Annotated in this window: 14 protein-coding genes; 4 read left to right on the top strand and 10 right to left on the bottom strand. The window is 65.7% G+C overall.

The window, feature by feature from the left end:
* The first annotated feature begins 121 nt into the window (after positions 1-121).
* From HX881_RS21055 to pdxA, 3 genes are read left to right on the top strand one after another with little or no spacing between them, the layout of a single operon-like run.
* The gene (locus tag HX881_RS21055; protein WP_017128798.1) at positions 122-1,129 is read left to right on the top strand and encodes a 2-keto-3-deoxygluconate permease; all 1,008 of its coding nucleotides are present in this window, start codon (positions 122-124) and stop codon (positions 1,127-1,129) included.
* Positions 1,126-2,406: a four-carbon acid sugar kinase family protein gene (locus HX881_RS21050; protein WP_177086394.1), complete on the top strand. Its 1,281-nt coding sequence runs from the start codon at positions 1,126-1,128 to the stop codon at positions 2,404-2,406. The genes HX881_RS21055 and HX881_RS21050 overlap by 4 nt, the downstream gene beginning before the upstream one ends.
* Positions 2,403-3,401, top strand: coding sequence for a 4-hydroxythreonine-4-phosphate dehydrogenase PdxA (gene pdxA / locus HX881_RS21045; protein WP_017128800.1), 999 nt, complete (start codon positions 2,403-2,405; stop codon positions 3,399-3,401). Before HX881_RS21050 ends, pdxA begins: the two co-directional genes overlap by 4 nt.
* Positions 3,402-3,458: 57 nt before the next feature.
* On the opposite strand, the gene HX881_RS21040 is transcribed toward pdxA, so the two are convergent.
* From HX881_RS21040 to HX881_RS21030, 3 genes are all read right to left on the bottom strand, one after another.
* On the bottom strand, positions 3,459-4,235 hold the full coding sequence (locus HX881_RS21040) for a DeoR/GlpR family DNA-binding transcription regulator (protein WP_017128801.1): 777 nt from the start codon (positions 4,233-4,235) through the stop codon (positions 3,459-3,461).
* 139 nt (positions 4,236-4,374) lie between these two features.
* Complete coding sequence (locus tag HX881_RS21035) at positions 4,375-5,823, bottom strand: aldehyde dehydrogenase family protein (RefSeq protein WP_042936682.1); 1,449 nt, start codon at positions 5,821-5,823, stop codon at positions 4,375-4,377.
* Positions 5,824-5,971: 148 nt separating this feature from the next.
* A complete protein-coding gene (locus tag HX881_RS21030) occupies positions 5,972-7,246 on the bottom strand; it encodes a serine hydrolase domain-containing protein (protein WP_177086392.1) in 1,275 nt (424 codons plus the stop codon).
* A gap of 114 nt (positions 7,247-7,360) precedes the next feature.
* On the opposite strand from HX881_RS21030, the gene HX881_RS21025 reads away from it, so the two are divergent.
* Positions 7,361-8,275: a LysR family transcriptional regulator gene (locus tag HX881_RS21025; protein WP_177086391.1), complete on the top strand. Its 915-nt coding sequence runs from the start codon at positions 7,361-7,363 to the stop codon at positions 8,273-8,275.
* A 16-nt stretch (positions 8,276-8,291) separates the two neighbouring features.
* On the opposite strand, the gene HX881_RS21020 is transcribed toward HX881_RS21025, so the two are convergent.
* The 7 genes from HX881_RS21020 to HX881_RS20990 all read right to left on the bottom strand — a co-directional run bounded on the left by HX881_RS21020 (position 8,292) and on the right by HX881_RS20990 (position 16,626).
* Positions 8,292-9,581 carry an MFS transporter gene (locus HX881_RS21020; RefSeq protein ID WP_177086389.1) on the bottom strand — a complete coding sequence of 430 codons (1,290 nt, stop codon included), beginning with the start codon at positions 9,579-9,581 and terminating at the stop codon, positions 8,292-8,294.
* A gap of 82 nt (positions 9,582-9,663) precedes the next feature.
* A complete protein-coding gene (locus HX881_RS21015) occupies positions 9,664-11,025 on the bottom strand; it encodes an outer membrane beta-barrel protein (RefSeq protein ID WP_017128805.1) in 1,362 nt (453 codons plus the stop codon).
* A 98-nt stretch (positions 11,026-11,123) separates the two neighbouring features.
* Positions 11,124-12,251 (bottom strand): NAD(P)-dependent alcohol dehydrogenase, encoded by a 1,128-nt coding sequence (locus HX881_RS21010; protein ID WP_177086388.1) that lies wholly within the window; start codon positions 12,249-12,251, stop codon positions 11,124-11,126.
* A gap of 19 nt (positions 12,252-12,270) precedes the next feature.
* Complete coding sequence (locus HX881_RS21005; RefSeq protein ID WP_177086387.1) at positions 12,271-13,740, bottom strand: aldehyde dehydrogenase family protein; 1,470 nt, start codon at positions 13,738-13,740, stop codon at positions 12,271-12,273.
* Positions 13,741-13,789: 49 nt separating this feature from the next.
* Positions 13,790-14,785 carry an amidohydrolase family protein gene (locus tag HX881_RS21000; protein ID WP_017128808.1) on the bottom strand — a complete coding sequence of 332 codons (996 nt, stop codon included), beginning with the start codon at positions 14,783-14,785 and terminating at the stop codon, positions 13,790-13,792.
* Positions 14,786-14,799: 14 nt separating this feature from the next.
* The gene (locus HX881_RS20995; RefSeq protein WP_177086386.1) at positions 14,800-15,729 is read right to left on the bottom strand and encodes an MBL fold metallo-hydrolase; all 930 of its coding nucleotides are present in this window, start codon (positions 15,727-15,729) and stop codon (positions 14,800-14,802) included.
* A gap of 48 nt (positions 15,730-15,777) precedes the next feature.
* On the bottom strand, positions 15,778-16,626 hold the full coding sequence (locus tag HX881_RS20990; RefSeq protein ID WP_177086385.1) for a VOC family protein: 849 nt from the start codon (positions 16,624-16,626) through the stop codon (positions 15,778-15,780).
* Between the last annotated feature and the right edge of the window lie 8 nt (positions 16,627-16,634).

The raw sequence follows: 16,634 nt of genomic DNA, 5'->3' as shown, positions 1-16,634 counted from the left end.
AATGATTGCTTGCGCATATCGGGGCTTTGTCATACCGTGATTGTGACTGAATTAATCACAATGATGACTGATTCGGTCAGGCTTGCTCAGCAGCGCCCCTATAAAAATAAGGAGTACCCGCATGGCCCAGTTTCCCATCAAGCGGTCGATCGAACGCGTTCCGGGCGGCATGATGATTGTCCCCTTGCTCATCGGCTCCCTTGTCGCCACGTTCCTGCCCGACATGCCGAAGTTCTTCGGTTCCTTTACCAATGCGATGTTTACCGGGGCCCTGCCGATCCTGGCGGTGTTCTATGTCTGCATGGGCGCGAGCATCGACGTCAAGGCCACGCCCTACCTGCTGAAAAAAGGCGGCGTGCTGTTCGGCACCAAGGTCGGCACCGCCATGCTCATCGGCATCGTGATGGGGCATTTCCTCGGTGAGCAGCCGATCACCTCCGGATTGTTTGCCGGACTCTCGACCCTGGCGGTCGTGGCGGCCATGAACGATACCAACGGTGGCTTGTACATGGCCCTGATGGGGCAGTATGGGCGCTCCGAAGACGTCGGTGCGTACTCGGTGATGTCGCTGGAGTCCGGTCCGTTCCTGACCATGGTGACGCTCGGTGTCGCCGGCTTGTCGGCCTTCCCCTGGCCCACCCTGGTGGGCGCGATCCTGCCGCTGCTGCTGGGCATGTTGCTGGGCAACCTTGACCGCGAAATGCGCGACTTTCTCGCCAGGGCCGTGCCGGTGATGATTCCGTTCTTCGCCCTGGCCCTGGGCGCGACCCTGGACCTGCATAAAGTCTGGCAAGCCGGGTTGCTCGGTATCGCCCTGGGCATCGCGGTGGTCGTGGTCACCGGCATCCCGCTGTACTTCGCCGATCGTCTGTCGGGCGGCACCGGCGTGGCAGGGGCGGCGGCGGCGAACACGGCCGGCAATGCCGCGGCGGTGCCGGCGCTGATCGCCGCGGCGAATCCGGTCTACGAACAGGCGGCCGCCAGCGCGACCTTGCTGGTGGCGTCCTGTGTCGTGGTGACGGCGATCGTCTCGCCGGTGCTGGTCTCCGCCATCGCCAAGCGGGTCAAGGGCCGAACGGCCGATGAAACCCGGCCCCAGGCAACGGACGGGCAGGGAGCCCCACGATGAGCATGCTGATCATCGCCGACGACCTGTCGGGGGCCGCCGACTGTGCCATCGGCTTTGTCTGCGCGGGCCTGCGAACGGTGGTGGCGCTGAATCCGGCACAAGTCACGGGCGATGCCCAGGTCATCGCGGTGGACACCGACTCGCGTCGCCTGCCGGCCGGGGAGGCGGCCGAGTGCGCCAGCGCCGCGTACCAGGCGCTGATCCGACCGGGGCAACGGCTGTACAAGAAAATCGATTCGACCTTGCGCGGCAACTGGGCGGCCGAGGTCGCGGCGCTGCAGCGACGGGCCGGCCTGGCAATCGTCGCCCCGGCATTTCCGGCCACGGGGCGCACGCTGCGCGATGGCCGCGTACTGGTCAACGGTGTTCCCCTGGAAAACACGGACACCTGGCAACTGGAAAATGCCGGTCGCCCGGCGGATGTCGACGGCATGCTCGTGGCCGCCGGGCTGAGTACCGCCCGGGTGGGAATCGAGCGGTTGCGTGGCCAGCCGGCACAGCTCGTCCGGCATCTGCATGAACTCAGGCGCCAGGGCATCCAGGCGCTGATCGTCGATGCCGAAACCAGCGACGACCTGCGCATCCTTGCCGACGTGACCCTGCACCTGGAACCACCATTTTTCTGGGTCGGCTCCGGAGGCCTGGCCCGTGAGATCACCCATCTGCCCGAGCTGCTGCAAGTCTCGACGCCAGCCGCGGCGACCTTGCGCAACGGCACGGGGCCGGTGCTGGTCATGGTCGGCAGCCTGTCGGCTGTTTCCGAGCGCCAATGCGCGGTGCTCAAGGCCCGCAGCGCGATAGCCGAGCTGATCGTGCCGTCCGCCGTACTGCGCCCGGGCCCGGCGTCCGACGCGTGGTCCACATGGGCCACGCGTATCGCCCGGCACCTTGGCGGTGGCGAGGACCTGCTGCTGCGCATCGGACGCGACGAAGCGTTCGACCCGGCCGAAGGCGCGCACTTGTCGAACATGCTGGCGGCCATGGTCAAACCCGGCTTTGCCCAGGTCTCCGGGCTGGTGGCGACGGGCGGGGAAACCGCCCGCGCGATGCTCATGGCCGTCGGCATCGAGAGCCTCGAACTGGTCACGGAAATCGAAGCCGGGGTCGCCGTGGGCCGCCCCCTTGCCATGGAACACGGCCATCGCCCGGGCATCGTCACCAAGGCCGGGGCCTTCGGCAGCGAACAGGCGCTGTATGCCGCCTGGCTTCATTTGAGCGCGGACAGCGGGTCCGGCGCTCCACTTCATGCATTGAAAGGATCAAGGTCAGTCTTATGAGCAACTATCTTCCCGTTATCGGTCTTACCATGGGCGACGCCGCGGGCGTCGGGCCGGAAATCATCGTCAAGAGCCTGACCCATGACATCGTCTACCAGCAATGCCGACCGCTGGTGATCGGTGATGCCCGCCGCCTGGAACAGGCCAATCGGATCGTCAACGGCAGTGCCAGGGTCCGACGTATCAAGGACGCCAGCGAAGCCCTGTACCAGCCGGGCACCATTGATTGCATCGACCTGGACCTGATTCCCGAAGACCTGCCGTTCGGGCAGTTGTCGGCGGTCGCCGGCGATGCGGCCTATCAATACATCGCCCGTGCCGTCGAACTGGCGCAGGCCAGGCAGATCGACGCCATCTGCACCGCGCCGCTGAACAAGGAAGCGCTGCATGCCGGCGGTCACAAATACCCCGGCCATACCGAATTGCTCGCCCACCTGACCCACGTCGACGAGGTGTCGATGATGCTGGTCGCGCCGCAACTGCGGGTGATCCACGTGACCACCCATATCGGCATCATCGATGCGATCCGCAAGATCGAGCCGGGCCTGGTGCAACGGACCATCGAGCGTGGCAACGCAACGCTGATCAAGGCCGGCATCGCCAGGCCACGTATCGGTGTCTGTGGTATCAACCCCCATGCCGGCGAGAACGGCCTGTTCGGTTATGGCGAGGAAGAAGAGAAAATCATCCCGGCGGTGCAGGTGTTGCAGGCGCGCGGTTTCGACGTGACCGGCCCGCTGCCGGCCGACACGCTGTTCTTCCGTGCCGGGCGAGGCGACTTCGACCTGGTGGTCGCGATGTACCACGACCAGGGACATGGCCCGGTCAAGGTGCTGGGCCTGGAGGCGGGGGTGAATGTGACCGTTGGCCTGGAAGTGGTGCGCACTTCCGTCGATCACGGCACGGCGTTCGACATCGCCGGCAAGGGCATCGCCGACGAACGCAGCCTGCTCGAAGCGCTGCGCCAGGGAGCCGAGCTGGCGACGCGGCGATAAGCCGCCCGGCACCTTATCCCGGCATGAGGCCGTGCGGCACCCCGGGGTGCTGCCAGGCTATGGGTGGCTGGCCACGACGGTCTCCACCGTGACCATGTCCATTTCCCGGAACGGCTGGAGTTCCACTTCATCGCGCGATGAGGTGATCAGCCGCCATTCCCGCTCCAGTGGTGTCCAGTGCTGTTGCCGCGCCCGGCCCAGTTTCTCCGAGTCGGCCAGGACAAACACCTCGGCCGCGCGCCGGATGACGCATTCTTTCAGGTAGGCCTGCTGGGCACTGGCTTCGCACAGGCCGAAGCCGGCCACGACACCATCGGCACCGAAGAATGCCCGATCCACGCTGAGCCGGCTCAGTGACAGTTCGGCCAGCGGGCCGAGCGTGCTCATGCTGGATTCGCGAAGCTCACCGCCAATCAGGGTCAGCCTGGCGCCGGGGACATTGGCCAGCGCCATGACGACCAGCAGGTTGTTCGTCACCACGTGGATGTCCTGGTGGGAATAGAGATGCATGGCCAGGGCGACGCAACTGGTCCCGCTGTCCAGGAAAATCGTGTCGCCATCCTGGATATGCAGCGCCGCGGCCTTGGCGATGGCGTCCTTCTCGTCGCGGCGAGCGCTCTTGCGTTCTTCCAGTGAAGCTTCCGGTTCATGCACGCCGATCAGCGCGGTGGCGCCACCATGGGTGCGGACCAGCAGGCGCTGTCTGGCCAACAGGGTCAGGTCCCGGCGCACGGTGGCTTCGGAGGCGCCCAGCGCTGCGCTCAACTCTTCGACGTTGGTGTCGCGCGTTCGAACCATATCGAGAATAGTACGGTGGCGTTCGGCCGGCTTCATGGAAGATCTCGCTCAATGATGGGTTCCGATATTACAGGACAGTCTGTCGGTGACTCATCTATTTTGCGTTCGGGGCCGGCCGCCCGGCCCGTGCGCCTGCTGTCGAAAGGCATGCGCACGGGCCGGTTGCCGAGACGCTTCAGCCCTGGCGGAAAACCTGCAGGATCTGTTTGTACTCCATGAAGTCATCCAGGCAGGCCAGGCCGCCCAGACGACCTTGCCCGCTGTTCTTGAAACCGCCTTCCTCGAACTCGACCTGCATGCCGGCCCAGTCATTGATGCAGATATGGCCGGCATCGAGCTGGCGGGCGACGCGAATCGGCCGATTGACATCGCGACTCCAGATACAGGCGCTGAGCCCGTATTCGCTGTCGTTGGCCATGGCCACTGCCTGCTCCTCGCTGTCGAACACTTGCAGCGTCTGCACCGGACCGAAGACTTCCTCGCGCGAGATGGCCAGGCCCGCGGCCGGCACCTCCAGCAGCGCCGGGCGGTAGAACGCGCCGCCGGCCAGGGGGCCCTGGCCGATCAGGCCGCCACGCACGATTGCCGTCGCTCCCTCTTCGAGGGCGGCCCTGACCTTCAGGTCCACCCGTTCGGCTGCCTCGCGGTCGATCAATGGGCCCATCTGGCTGGCCGGGTCGGCCGCAGGGCCGGGCTGCACGGCCGAGAGGCGTTGCGCGAGCAGGTCCTTGAGCTTCTGAGCGATACCCCGCTGCACCAGGATGCGGCTGCCGGTCACGCAGAACTGACCGGCAAACACGGTCGAGGAGGCGACGATGGCCGGCACGGCCGCTTCCAGGTCGGCATCGTCGAATACCAGGTGTGGTGTCTTGCCGCCCAGCTCCAGGCCGATGCGCTTGAAATGCGCGGCACCGGCCGCGGCGATCAGGCGGCCGGTCGAGGTGCTGCCGGTAAAGTTGATCACCGGTACGTCAGGGCTGTCGACCAGGAACTTCGCGCCCTCGGCACCGCTCTCGATAAAAATGTTGATCGCACCCCGGGGAATCTCCGGCACGCTGGCCAGTATCTGCGCCGACAGCCAGGCACTCTGCGCGGCCTGGGCCGGCAGCTTGACGACCGCCGTACAGCCGGCGGCCAGCGCCGGGGCGAGGGCGCGGATCAGCAGGAAGGCCGGGGAGTTCCACGGCACGATCAGGCCTGCCACGCCCACGGCCTGGCGCAACGCCATGGACTGGGTGCCGGGGCGCGGTTCGGCCACCCGGCCAAACGTGTGCAGGGCCAGGCCGGCGGCAAAACGCAGGGCACGGACGATCTGCATGGCCTCGAAACCTGCCTCGATTTTCAGCTTGCCGTTCTCCGTGGCCAGGCAGTCGATGATCTCCTGCGAGCGCTGCTCGTAGGCATCGGCCAGGTGACTGAGGGCGGTCGAGCGACGCATGGCATCGACCTTCCAGTCGCTGTCGAGAAACACCTGCCGAGCGGCGGCCACGGCCTGTTGCGCCTCGACCAGGCCACCATCATGGAATGTGGCGAAGGCCGTGCCGGTGGCCGGGTTGATGCTGTCGCGCAGTGGCCCGCTATCCATCCATTGGCCATTGATCCAGTGCTTTGCTGGCTGTGTCATCTGAATACCCTTGAAGTGTTTGAGGAGGGAGAAAAAGAGCGTTACGAGGCGCCCACCCTATCCCGCGAGCGTCGGCTGGCGGGAGGCGCGTCGGGTCGGCAGATCGGCTCGACGGCCGGGTGGTGCGGGCCCGGATCGCGGCGTCGGCTCAGCCCGGGTAGGCGGCGTGGCGCAGCGCGGTCGGGAAGTCGCCGCTCATGCCGGCGACCGCGGTATTGGTCAGGGTCACGACACTCAGGCGTTGCACGGGGTCGACCCAGAAATTCGTGCCGTAGACGCCGGCCCAGTTCCAGCTGCCGGCATTGAGCGGCAATTTCGCCGCCAGCGGATCTTTCAGCACCGCCACCCCCAGGCCCCAGCCGAAACCCGGGCCGGCGGCTGCCACCGGCAGGTCGCCGATGGTGTTGCCGGTCATGGCCGCCATTGTCTGCGGGCGGATGATCCCGGCACCGCCGGTGCGGATCGCTTCGACGAAACGCAGGTAGTCCCTGGCAGTGCCGACCATGCCGACGCCGCCGGAAGCGAAGGCGCCGGCATCGAAGGCCCGGCTGGGCGAATAGACAATCGCACCGGGGCCGAAGGGCAGGGAAAAGGGCTCGCTCATGGCTTCGGGGCGAGGCAGCGCATCACCATAGGGGGTTGCCAGTACGGTGCCGGGCGCGGCGACGAAACGGAGACTGGCAATGCCCAGCGGCGTGGTCACGATCTGGGCGACCGCCTCGGGCAATGTCATGCCGGTGACGCGCTCGATAACCGCGCCGAGTACATCGATGGCCACCGAGTAGTGCCAGGCGGTTCCCGGCTCGAACAGCAAGGGGGCCGAGGCAATGCGGCGCAGATTCTCTGCCAGGGTCAGACCGCGGACGTCCAGTCCGTCGGAGATCCCGAGCCGATGGTAGGGGCCGTCCGGTGCTTCGAGAAAACCGTAGGACAGGCCTGCCGTATGGGTCAGCAGATGGCGCACGGTGATCAGCGGCTCGCGTCCGTCCGCGAGCTTGGGCCGAAAGTCGGGGAGCCAACGGGTCAGCGGATCATCCAGGCCGAGCCGGCCCTGGTCGACCAGGGCCAGGGCCGTCACGCCGACGATGGGCTTGGTCATCGAGGCCAGGCGACAGACTTCTTCCTCTTGCATGGGCCGGCGCTGTTCCCGGTCGGCAAAACCGGCCGCGCGCTGGTAGACGATTTCCCCGTCTTTGGCGGCGATGACCGTCGCCCCGACAATCCGGCCGCGGTTCACCGCGTCGAGGATAACCGCGTCCATCGCCCGGGCCCGGTCCCACGTCGGCCGGGGTGTCGCCGCCAGGGCCGTGGAAAGGGACCCGGCGAGGGCGGCACCGAGGCCGCCCACGGAGGCGCTGACGAGTAACTGGCGACGTGACAGACCCTGGGAGGCCGGTGCGTTCTGGTGTGTCTTGGAGTCCATGCGGATTCCTGTCTCAAACAGAGTGGTGTGGTTGCGCGTCACTCTATATATTTACTGTAAGGGTGATAACTCGTTGGTTTGGTGATTCAGTTTTTATCCGGAGTGAGAAATAAAATGCTTGATCGTATTACCGGCATGCAGATTTTCTCCCAGGCCGCGCACCTCGGCAGCCTGTCGGCCGGTGCCCGGCAGATGGGGGTATCGCCGGCGATGGCGACCAAACATGTGGACGCGCTGGAGAGGCGTCTGGGTGTGCGGCTGTTTCATCGCAGTACGCGAAAACTCACCCTGACCGAGGCGGGCCAGCAGTACCTGGACGCCTGCGGTCGCCTGCTGCCCGACCTCGAGGACGTGGAGGCGGCGATCGCGTCGCAGCGGGTGGAGGCGACCGGGTTGTTGCGACTCAATACGCCACTGTCTTTCGGTGTGCGCTTCGTGGCGCCGTTGTTGCCGGAGTTTTATCGCCAGCACCCGGGCGTTACCGTGGACCTGGGGCTCAATGACCGCGTAGTGGATCTGATGGAGGAGGGCTGGGACCTGACGATCCGCGTCGGGGTGCTCAAAGACAGCCGCCTGATGTCGCGCAAGCTGGCCGACAGCGCCATGGTCGTCTGTGCCGCGCCGGCCTACTGGGATCGCCATGGACGGCCCGCGCGCTGGGCGCAATTGCACACGCACAATTGCCTGAGTTTTACCTTGTCGGGCCTGTCCCGTCCTGATGAGTGGCGATTCGGCAAGGAGGCTGACAGGCGGGTGGCGGTCAAGGGCAGCCTGCGCACCAACAACGGCGACGCCCTGGTGGCCGCCGCCACCGCCGGCCTGGGGGTGCTGTACGAGCCGGAGTTCATCGTCACGGACGCCATCCGCCGGGGAGAACTGGAGCCTGTCACGCTGGACGCCCCCCCGGCCGACCTGGGCGGGATTCACCTGGTGCGTTCGTCCGACCGTACGCCACCGGCGAAGGTCCGGGTGATGATCGACTTCCTTGTCGAGGCGTTCAACCCGCAGGCACCGTGGGCGCTTCCCTGAGGTCGTTCGACGGGGATCAGTCAGGCTTGCTCTCGGCCGCGTCCAGGCCGGCAGCCGGGAACGCCCGGGCCGGCGTCGATCGACGTTTGCCCGGCAGGGTCTCGCGCAGGAACAGGCCGGCCAGCAGGCCAATTCCCAGGCTGCCCAGTGCCAGCAACAGGGTTTTCTCGATGCCGTAGTGCTGCGCGATGAAACCCGCCAGTGCCGGCGCGACCGCCCCGCCGAACAACTCCGCGGCACCGACCACCAGCCCGGTCGCGGTGGCGATCTGCGCCGGCGACACCGACTCGCTGGTCAGCGGTCCGTTGATCACGCAAATCATGCTGAAGTTGAAGAAGGTGGTCATGAACAACAGGCCGAACAACTGCAGCGGTTCGGCCCCGGTGTGGATCAGCAGCCACAGCGACAACGCGGTGGCCACGAACGACAGCAGCAACACCGGCTTGCGCCCCAGGCGATCCGACAGCGAGGGCATGATCATGTCCCCGGCGAAGCCGCCGAAGCCGATGGCGGACATGACGAACCCCATCTGCGCGAGGCTCAGGTGCAGGTAGTCGGTCAGGTAGTTGGCGGTCATCACACTGACGACAAACAGGCAGGTCAGCGCGCAGCACATGCAGATGATATTCAGCGGCATGTTGCGGTGGCGCAGGACGGTCAGCCAGCGGTGTTTTTCGACGGGTTCGGCGGCGGTCGTCGCGACCTTGGCGGCCTGGGGACGGGTTTCCTTCAGGTTGCGGTAGATCAGGCAGGCCAGGACGAAACCCGGCAGCGCGACGATGGCAAAGACCCAGCGCCAGGACGGCACCACGGTGAGCAATTGCGTGGCGATGATCGGCGCCAGCCCCAGCCCCAGCAGGGGAAAGAAGCCCAGCTGGATGCCCATGTTTCGCCCCCGGCGCAACGGATGGGAGACCTCGGCGTTGGTGGCGATCGAGGTGGTGGTGAATGCCCCTTCGGCAACGCCCATGATTGCCCGGATCAGCAGCAACGAGGCGATGCCCGTCGCCAGGCCCGACACGCCGGCCAGCAGTGAGAAAACGATGAGCGAGGGGATCAGCACCTTGCGTCTGCCGAAGGTGTCCGAGATGCGTCCGATCAGGATCGAGGACAGCGCCCAGGCCAGGGCCAGCACCGCCGAGATATTGCCCAGGTCCTGATAGTCCAGGGCCAGGTCCTTCATGATCGCGGGGAACAGCGGCAGGATGATGAAACGGTCCAGTCCCACCAGGCCGAAACCGAAGGCCAGGAGCAGGACGGCCTGCCATTCGTAACGCGAGTCCCATGCAGTCTTGTGGTTGTTCATGGTTCGGATTTCCAGATTCGAGGATGAGGCATGCCCGTGGCCGGGGAATGTCCGGGGCCAGGAGCGCTGAGGGCACTGCGGTCTAGAAGTAGAACAACGCATCCATGCTGGCGGTCAGCTGATCGCGGTCGCGACCATTGCCGAAGGGGTGGTCCTGGCGATTGCCGTCGAACCAGTCGTAACGCAGCTCCGGGCGTAGCGAGAGGTAGCGGTTGACGTCGTAGCGAAAGCCGGCGGTGAGGGCGTTGAAGTCGCCACGGGCACTGCTGACCGGGAACAGGGCGAAACCGTCGGGGTCGCTGAAGTGCTCGCCGCGCAGCGAGAACGCCAGGTCCTTGCGGTAGCGGTAGGTCACCACCGCGTTCGCGCCCCACCAGCGGGCACCGTCGAAACCCGGGCCGTTGACGATATCGATGGTCTGCGGCCGACCGTCGCCGGCCTGATGGCCATAGAGCACTTCGGCGCCCATCGACCAGTGCGCGTCGAACTCGTGCCAGCCGTTGAGCGAGTGCTGCTGCTTGAGTTGGCCGCTCGGCGAAATCAGCCGCTGGATCGGTGCCTGGACGTCTTTGTTGCTGCTGTTCTGCTCGTTGCCGACGACGAACTCATAGTCGATCCAGGTTTTCATGTCCGGCGTGCGCCAGCGCACCGCGCCCGTCAGCGATTTGCTGTCGTTGTTGTCACGCAGGTTGTTCCAGCCTTGCACCACGCCCAGCTCGACGCCCAGGACGCCGCTGTCGTTGTTCATCAGGCGCGTGCCCATCAGTACACCGGAAAAGGTGCCGGGCTCCGAGACCAGGGCATAGGTCTTGGTGGCGAAGGCATTGCGCGCCTCGCGGATGTCCGGCGGGATTTCGTAGCCGATCCCCGGACCGAAGATCCCGGCCATGACAGTCAGGCCGGTGCCGATCGGCAGGTACGCGGTGGCGGCCAGGTTGGGCACGGCGAGAAAGCGTTGCTTGTCGCGCTGGGCCTTGGCCGGATCGTTGTCGCCCGGGGCGTTCACCCCCCAGTGCATGTCCCAGCCGAAGGTCCTGGCGAATTGGGCATTGCGCCCGTAGTTGCCCTCGAAGGTGAAGCCGAAGGAGAACTTGTCGGGTGTCGGACCGGGCAGCGGAGTGACCCGCGGGATCATGTTCGAGTCCAGCGGCTTGTCGATGAACAGGCGCAACGAGCCGAACTCCAGGCCTTCGTCGCCGGCGCCGATCAGCGGGAAGTTGCTCATGCCGTCCTTGCGTTCGTCCGCCGTGGAGCGGTTGTTCCTGGAGTAGGTAGTTTCCGAAAGCCCCGAGACGACGATCCCGGTCTGTTTTTCCAGGCTGTCGCCGAAAAGCGCGGTAAACAGGGCGCCTTCGCCACGGTCCTCGGACGGTGCGGCATGGGCGGTGAGCGTTACGCAGGCGGCCAGGGCCGCACCAAGCTGAGCGATCTTGATGATATGCATTGCCTTTCTCTTGTTTTTATAGGTAGGCGAATCCGCTGCCCGGCCGTTCCCGGCGACTGCCAGGGGCCCGGCGGGCAGCGTGTTGTCTGCGTCGGGAGTCAACCCATGCGCAGGATCGGTTTGACGGTCAGGCCGCTCTGGGCGTCGGCAACGGCCTGGTTGATGTCCTCGAAGTCGTAGAAGCGCACCAGCTTGTCGAAGGGGAACCGGCCCTGGCGATACAGCTCCAGCAAGCGCGGAATGAACACCGAGGGAATGCTTTCGCCCTCGATCACCCCGCGAATGGTGCGGCCCTGGGTCATCACCTCGTTGACGTCGAAACTGGCTTCGGTGCCGGCCGGCGGCGCCCCGACGATGGCGCAGGTGCCGCGCGCCCTGAGCGCATCGATGGCCTGGCGCAGCACCGCCGGGCGACCGCTGGTTTCCAGGGTGCAGTGGGCGCCGCCGGCGGTGATGCGCCGGACCTCGGCCACCGGGTCGACATCCAGGCTGTTGATCACATGGGTGGCGCCCAGCGATCTGGCCAGTTCCAGCCGGCCGGGGGTGATGTCCACGGCAATCAGCGTGGTGGCTCCGGCAATGCGCGCTGCCATCAGGGCGCTGAGGCCGACGGCGCCGGCACCGAATACCGCGAAGGCGGTACCGGCCTTGGGCTGCAGGACGTTGAGCACCGCACCGGCGCCGGTCTGCACGCCACAACCCAAGGGCCCCAGCAGTTCCAGCGGCAGGTCCTTGTCGACCTTGACGAGGTTGCGCCGGTTGGCAATCGAGTAGGTGGCGAACGACGACTGGCCGAAGAAATGGTCGTGGATCGCGTGCCCGTGACTGTCGCGGGTCGAGCCGCTGCCGTCGAGCCGGCTGCCGCCGAAATTCAGGGCGAAGGTGTGGGTGCAATAGGTCGCCTCGCCGGTGCTGCAGGGTTCGCAGTGCCCGCAGGAGAGGTAGCTCATCACCACATGATCGCCGACGCTGAAATCCTTCACCTCGGCACCGACCGCTTCGATCACCCCGGAGCCTTCGTGGCCGAGGATCATCGGTAGCGGGCAAGGGAAGTACTGGTCGCGTACGATCAGGTCGGTGTGGCACACCCCGCAGGCGACCACTCGCACCAGTACCTCATCGGCACGCGGGGCCTGCAGCTCGATGGCTTCCATCTGGAAGCGACCGCCTTTTTCCCGGATCACCGCCGCCTTGGCGCGGTGCAGGTTTGACTGTGGCTGTTGCATGAACAATCACTCCTCGGTTTCAGAACGGATAGGGACGTGGCGCGTGCTGCACACTGATCCAGTGATCGGTGGTGAAGGCATCGATGATCCAGTCGCCGTTGAAACGACCCAGTCCGCTGTTCTTCACGCCACCGAACATGCTGTTGGGGCTGTCGTTGGCCGGGATGTCATTGATGTGCGCCATGCCTGCCTGGAGCTGTTGGGCAAAGCGCAGGCCACGGCCCTCGTCGCGGGTGAACACTGCGCTGCTCAGGCCGTATTCGGTGTCGTTGGCCATGAACAGGGCATGGGCTTCGCTGTCGGCGCGGATGATCTGCGCAATCGGGCTGAACAGCTCCGCCTGTGCCAGCGCCGAGTCATTGCCGACCGGACCGAACACGTGCGGCGGCAGCACCAGCCCCTGGGGTTCGCCACCGAGCAATTGCGCCAGGCCATCGGCCCGGGCCCGGGCGATATGTCCCAGCGCACCGTCCAGTTGCCGCCGGTTGATCAGCGGGCCGATCACCGTGTCGGCGGCGTCCGGGTCGCCGAACTTCAGGCGCGAGACCCGTTCGACGAACAACGGGACAAAGTCGTTGTAGAGCGAATGATCGACAATGATCCGGTTGGTGCTCATGCAGATCTGGCCCTGGTGCAGGAAGCGCCCGACCACCGCCGCATGTACCGCATGCTCCAGGTCGGCATCGTCGAGGACCACCAGCGGCGCGTTGCCGCCCAGCTCCAGCGCGACATGCTTGAGGGTGCTGGCGGCGGCGATCTGCGCATTGATATGGCGCCCGACATTGTTCGAACCGGTGAAGGAGATGAAGCGCAAGGTCGGGTGCTGGACAAAGGCATCGCCGATCTCGCTGTTCTGCCCGACCACCACGTTCAACAGCCCGGCCGGCAGTCCGGCTTCCTCGTAGATGCACGCCAGCAGCAGGCCGCCGGTGATCGGGGTTTCCTGCGACGGCTTGACCACCACGGCGTTGCCCAGGGCCAGCGCCGGGGCGATGGAGCGGTGCGACAGGTGCATCGGCCAGTTCCAGGGACTGATGACCCCGATCACCCCGAGCGGCTTGCGGTAGACACGACTTTCCTTGTCGGCGATATCGATCGGCAGGATTCGCCCGACGACACGATTGGGGAAAGTCGCCGCCTCGAGCATACCGTCGCGCACGGCGGCCCATTCCATGTTGGCCTTGGTCCGGGTGCTGCCGCTTTCACGGATCAGCCAGCTGACGATTTCCTCGCGGCGTGTCTGCATGATCTGCACGGCGCGGTGGAACACGGCGCTGCGTTCGGCCGGCAGCGCTCGTGCCCAGACCGTTTGCGCGGCCTGGGCCGACTGGCAGGCTTGTTCGAGGTCCGCGAGGTTGGCCAGTTGCAGTTCGGCGAGCACTTCGCCGTCGTACGGGTTGACGTCCAGCAGGCACTGGCCGATGCCGCCGGGGCGTTGTTCACCGTCGATGTATTGGCCGGCAAAGCCGGTGTAATGACTGCTACTCATGATCTTCACTCTCTGGAGGGTGGCGGGCGCCAGGCGCCCGTTGGCGTTCTCAGCGGCGTTGCAGGCGCGGGAACAGGCGCAGCGCGTTGCCCCGGGCAATGGCTTCGTGTTCGCTGGCACTCAAGCCTTCGAGGGCGCGGAAGTGGTTGACGTTGGCCTCGACGTTGGCGGCCGGCTGGAACGGAAAGTCCGTGCCGAACAGGATCTGCGACAGCGGTGCCAGGGTGCGCAGGCCGTCGAAGGTCGGCTGGTTGGCGGACATCGCCACGTCGTAGTACAGCCGTTGCAGTTCGGCGATCACCTCGGTCCCCGGCTTGGGTGCCGGTTTCATCGCCGGCATGCCGGACAACAGCGCGATACGCCGGGCAATCGACGGCAGCACACCCCCGGCGTGAGGCAGGATCAGGTTCAGTTCCGGGCAGCGCTTGAAGGTGTTGGAAAACACCAGGTCGATCACCGTGCGCGCGGTGTCCACCGGGAATTCGAACAGCGGCGCCGGGCGACCCAGGCCGACCGCGTCGAAGCATTGCGGCGAGGTCGGGTGCAGGAATACCGTGGCCTGGCGGCGGTTGAGCTCATCGAAGATCGGCGCCAGGTCATCGCTGCCCAGGTACTTGCCGTCGGCATTGGTTTCGATCACCACGCCGTCGAATTTCAGCTCGTCGAAGGCGTAGGCGATTTCTTCCAGGGATTGCGCGACGTGGGGCAGCGGCAGGGTGGCGAAACCGCCGAACCGGCCGGGATGTTGCTGGATCACCGCCGCGGTCTCTTCGTTGATCGCGCGGGCCAGGGCCACGCGTTCGTGCTTTTCCTTGAGAAAACCGACGCTGGGCGACGACACCGACAGGATCATCGTGTCGATGTTGCCGGCGTCCATCACCGCGAGCGCTTTTTGCGGCGACCACTCCGGCACCGGATAACCACCGTCCAGGGTCAGCAGGCCGGCCCCGGTCAGCGCCGCCTTGTAGGTGGGCGACAGGCAATGGGCATGAACATCGATCAGGCCGCAGTGGCAGCGGGCCGTCGAAGCGGTTGGCAGGGACATGGGAACTCCTTGACTCAGTACAGTTGCAATTCGATCGGCAGCCAGTGGTAGCCGCCATCGCGGGCGACCAGGTGACCGTGGCCGGGGAACGGGAAGTGATAGGACAGGACGGCGTGGCGCGCGCGTGCGACTTCCTCGAGGACGCGCATGCGGGTGTGGGCGGCGGCCGCGTTGTCGTAGTCGAACAGGAACCCCCATTGCGGCCGCTGCAACAGCAGCACCTGGTGGTGGCACAGGTCGCCCCACAGCACCAGGGTCTGCTCCTGGCTCTCGATTTTGTAGAGGGTATGGCCCGGGCTGTGGCCGGGGGTGCTGACGGCGGTGATGCCGGGGAGCAGCTCGAAACCGTCACCGATCAGGATGATGCGTTCGCGCTCCACGTACGGCGTGAGGTTCTTGTGCGCGCCGAGGAAGTGATCGCGCATGTGCGGGTTCATCGCTTCGCCCTTGGGCGTGGAGAGAATGCTCAGGTCGGTCCAGTAGTCCAGCTCCCTGGGGTCGATGGCGATCCGTGCATTCGGGTAGAGCAGTTGACCGTCATCGTCGACCAGGCCCCAGCAGTGGTCGGGGTGGGCGTGGGTGAGGGCGACGATGTCGATGTCCGCCGGGTCGATCCCGGCCGCGCGCAGGTTTTTCAGGGCCTGGCCGGTCTGGGCGCCGAAAGTCTTGATGCCGAACTCGGCGTTGACCCCCGAACCGGTGTCGAACAGCACCAGTTGGCTGCCAGTGTTGACGATCAGGATGTTCTGGTTCAGCGACATCCGGTCCTTGGGCAGGAAGTTGTCTTCCAGCAACTGATCGATTTCCTTCGGATCAGCCCCGATGAAAGTCGGATGCGGCGCACCCATGTGCAAGGGGCCGTCGGTAATCACCGTGCACTCGAATTCGCCATGCATGAAACGGGTCCAGCCACCTTGCAGTTGCTGAGTGAATGAAGCGCTCATAGGTCACCTGTCTATTGTTTTTGTAGTGTTGATCGAGGGTGTTGCGCTTCAGCTCCTGATCCAGGCCTTGCCCCAGGAGTTGAGCGAGTATTCGCAGTGCGGCCAGACCCCGGCCTGGCGTTCCGGCCCGGTGATCTCCAGCTCCGAGGAAAACTCCAGGCGGTTGCGGTCGGCATCCACCACCATGAAGAACAGGTTGTTGCCGGGGCCGTGGCGGCCGGGGCCGAAGAAGATCGTGATGCGTTCGGCGGCGAAGCGATCGCCCCAGTCGCGAATGTCGTTCCACTCGTTGGTTTCGTAGCAGTGGTGATCCAGTTCGTTCCTGGAACCGCGGAAGAACGCCAGCGAATGGTGCTCGTTGTCCGAGCGCATGAAGCGGGTCATCAGCGCGCCGTTGGCCTCGTCGACCACATCGTCGGACACGGTGAAGCCGACCTTGTTGATGTAGAAGTCCAGCACCGCTTCCAGTTCGGTGGTCTGGAACACCACATGCTGCAGGCGACCCGGCATGCCGGGGTGGATGGCATCGGGAATCCCGCGGCCGACGCCGAACAGCAGTTGCCGGCCCTGGGGGTCGCGAATGCTGAAGGCGTTGTCTTCCAGCAAGGGCGAGCAGGCGTCCTCGGTCTGGCAGTCGCGGGCCTGCAGGTTCACCCGCAGTCGGTCGAGGCTGGCCTGGTCGGCCACGCCATAGGCTGCGGCGAGAAAACCGTTGCTGTCGGCCGGGCTGATCAGCACGGCGCGCTGTGGCCCGGTCAGTACCCAGGTGCCATCGGCCTGCCGATAGCCCTGCAGGTCAAGCATGCGCTGGTAGAAGTCCACCTGGCGCTGCGGCTCCTTGCTGGAGAGGTGCAGGTACAGCAGGTGCGCAGGGGTTTGGGTCTGCAAGTTATGCATGACGGTCT

Source organism: Pseudomonas gingeri, assembly GCF_013386115.1.
Lineage (GTDB): Bacteria > Pseudomonadota > Gammaproteobacteria > Pseudomonadales > Pseudomonadaceae > Aquipseudomonas > Aquipseudomonas gingeri.
Note: the sequence above shows the minus strand (reverse complement) of the source record. Positions and strands in the feature narration are given on the sequence as shown.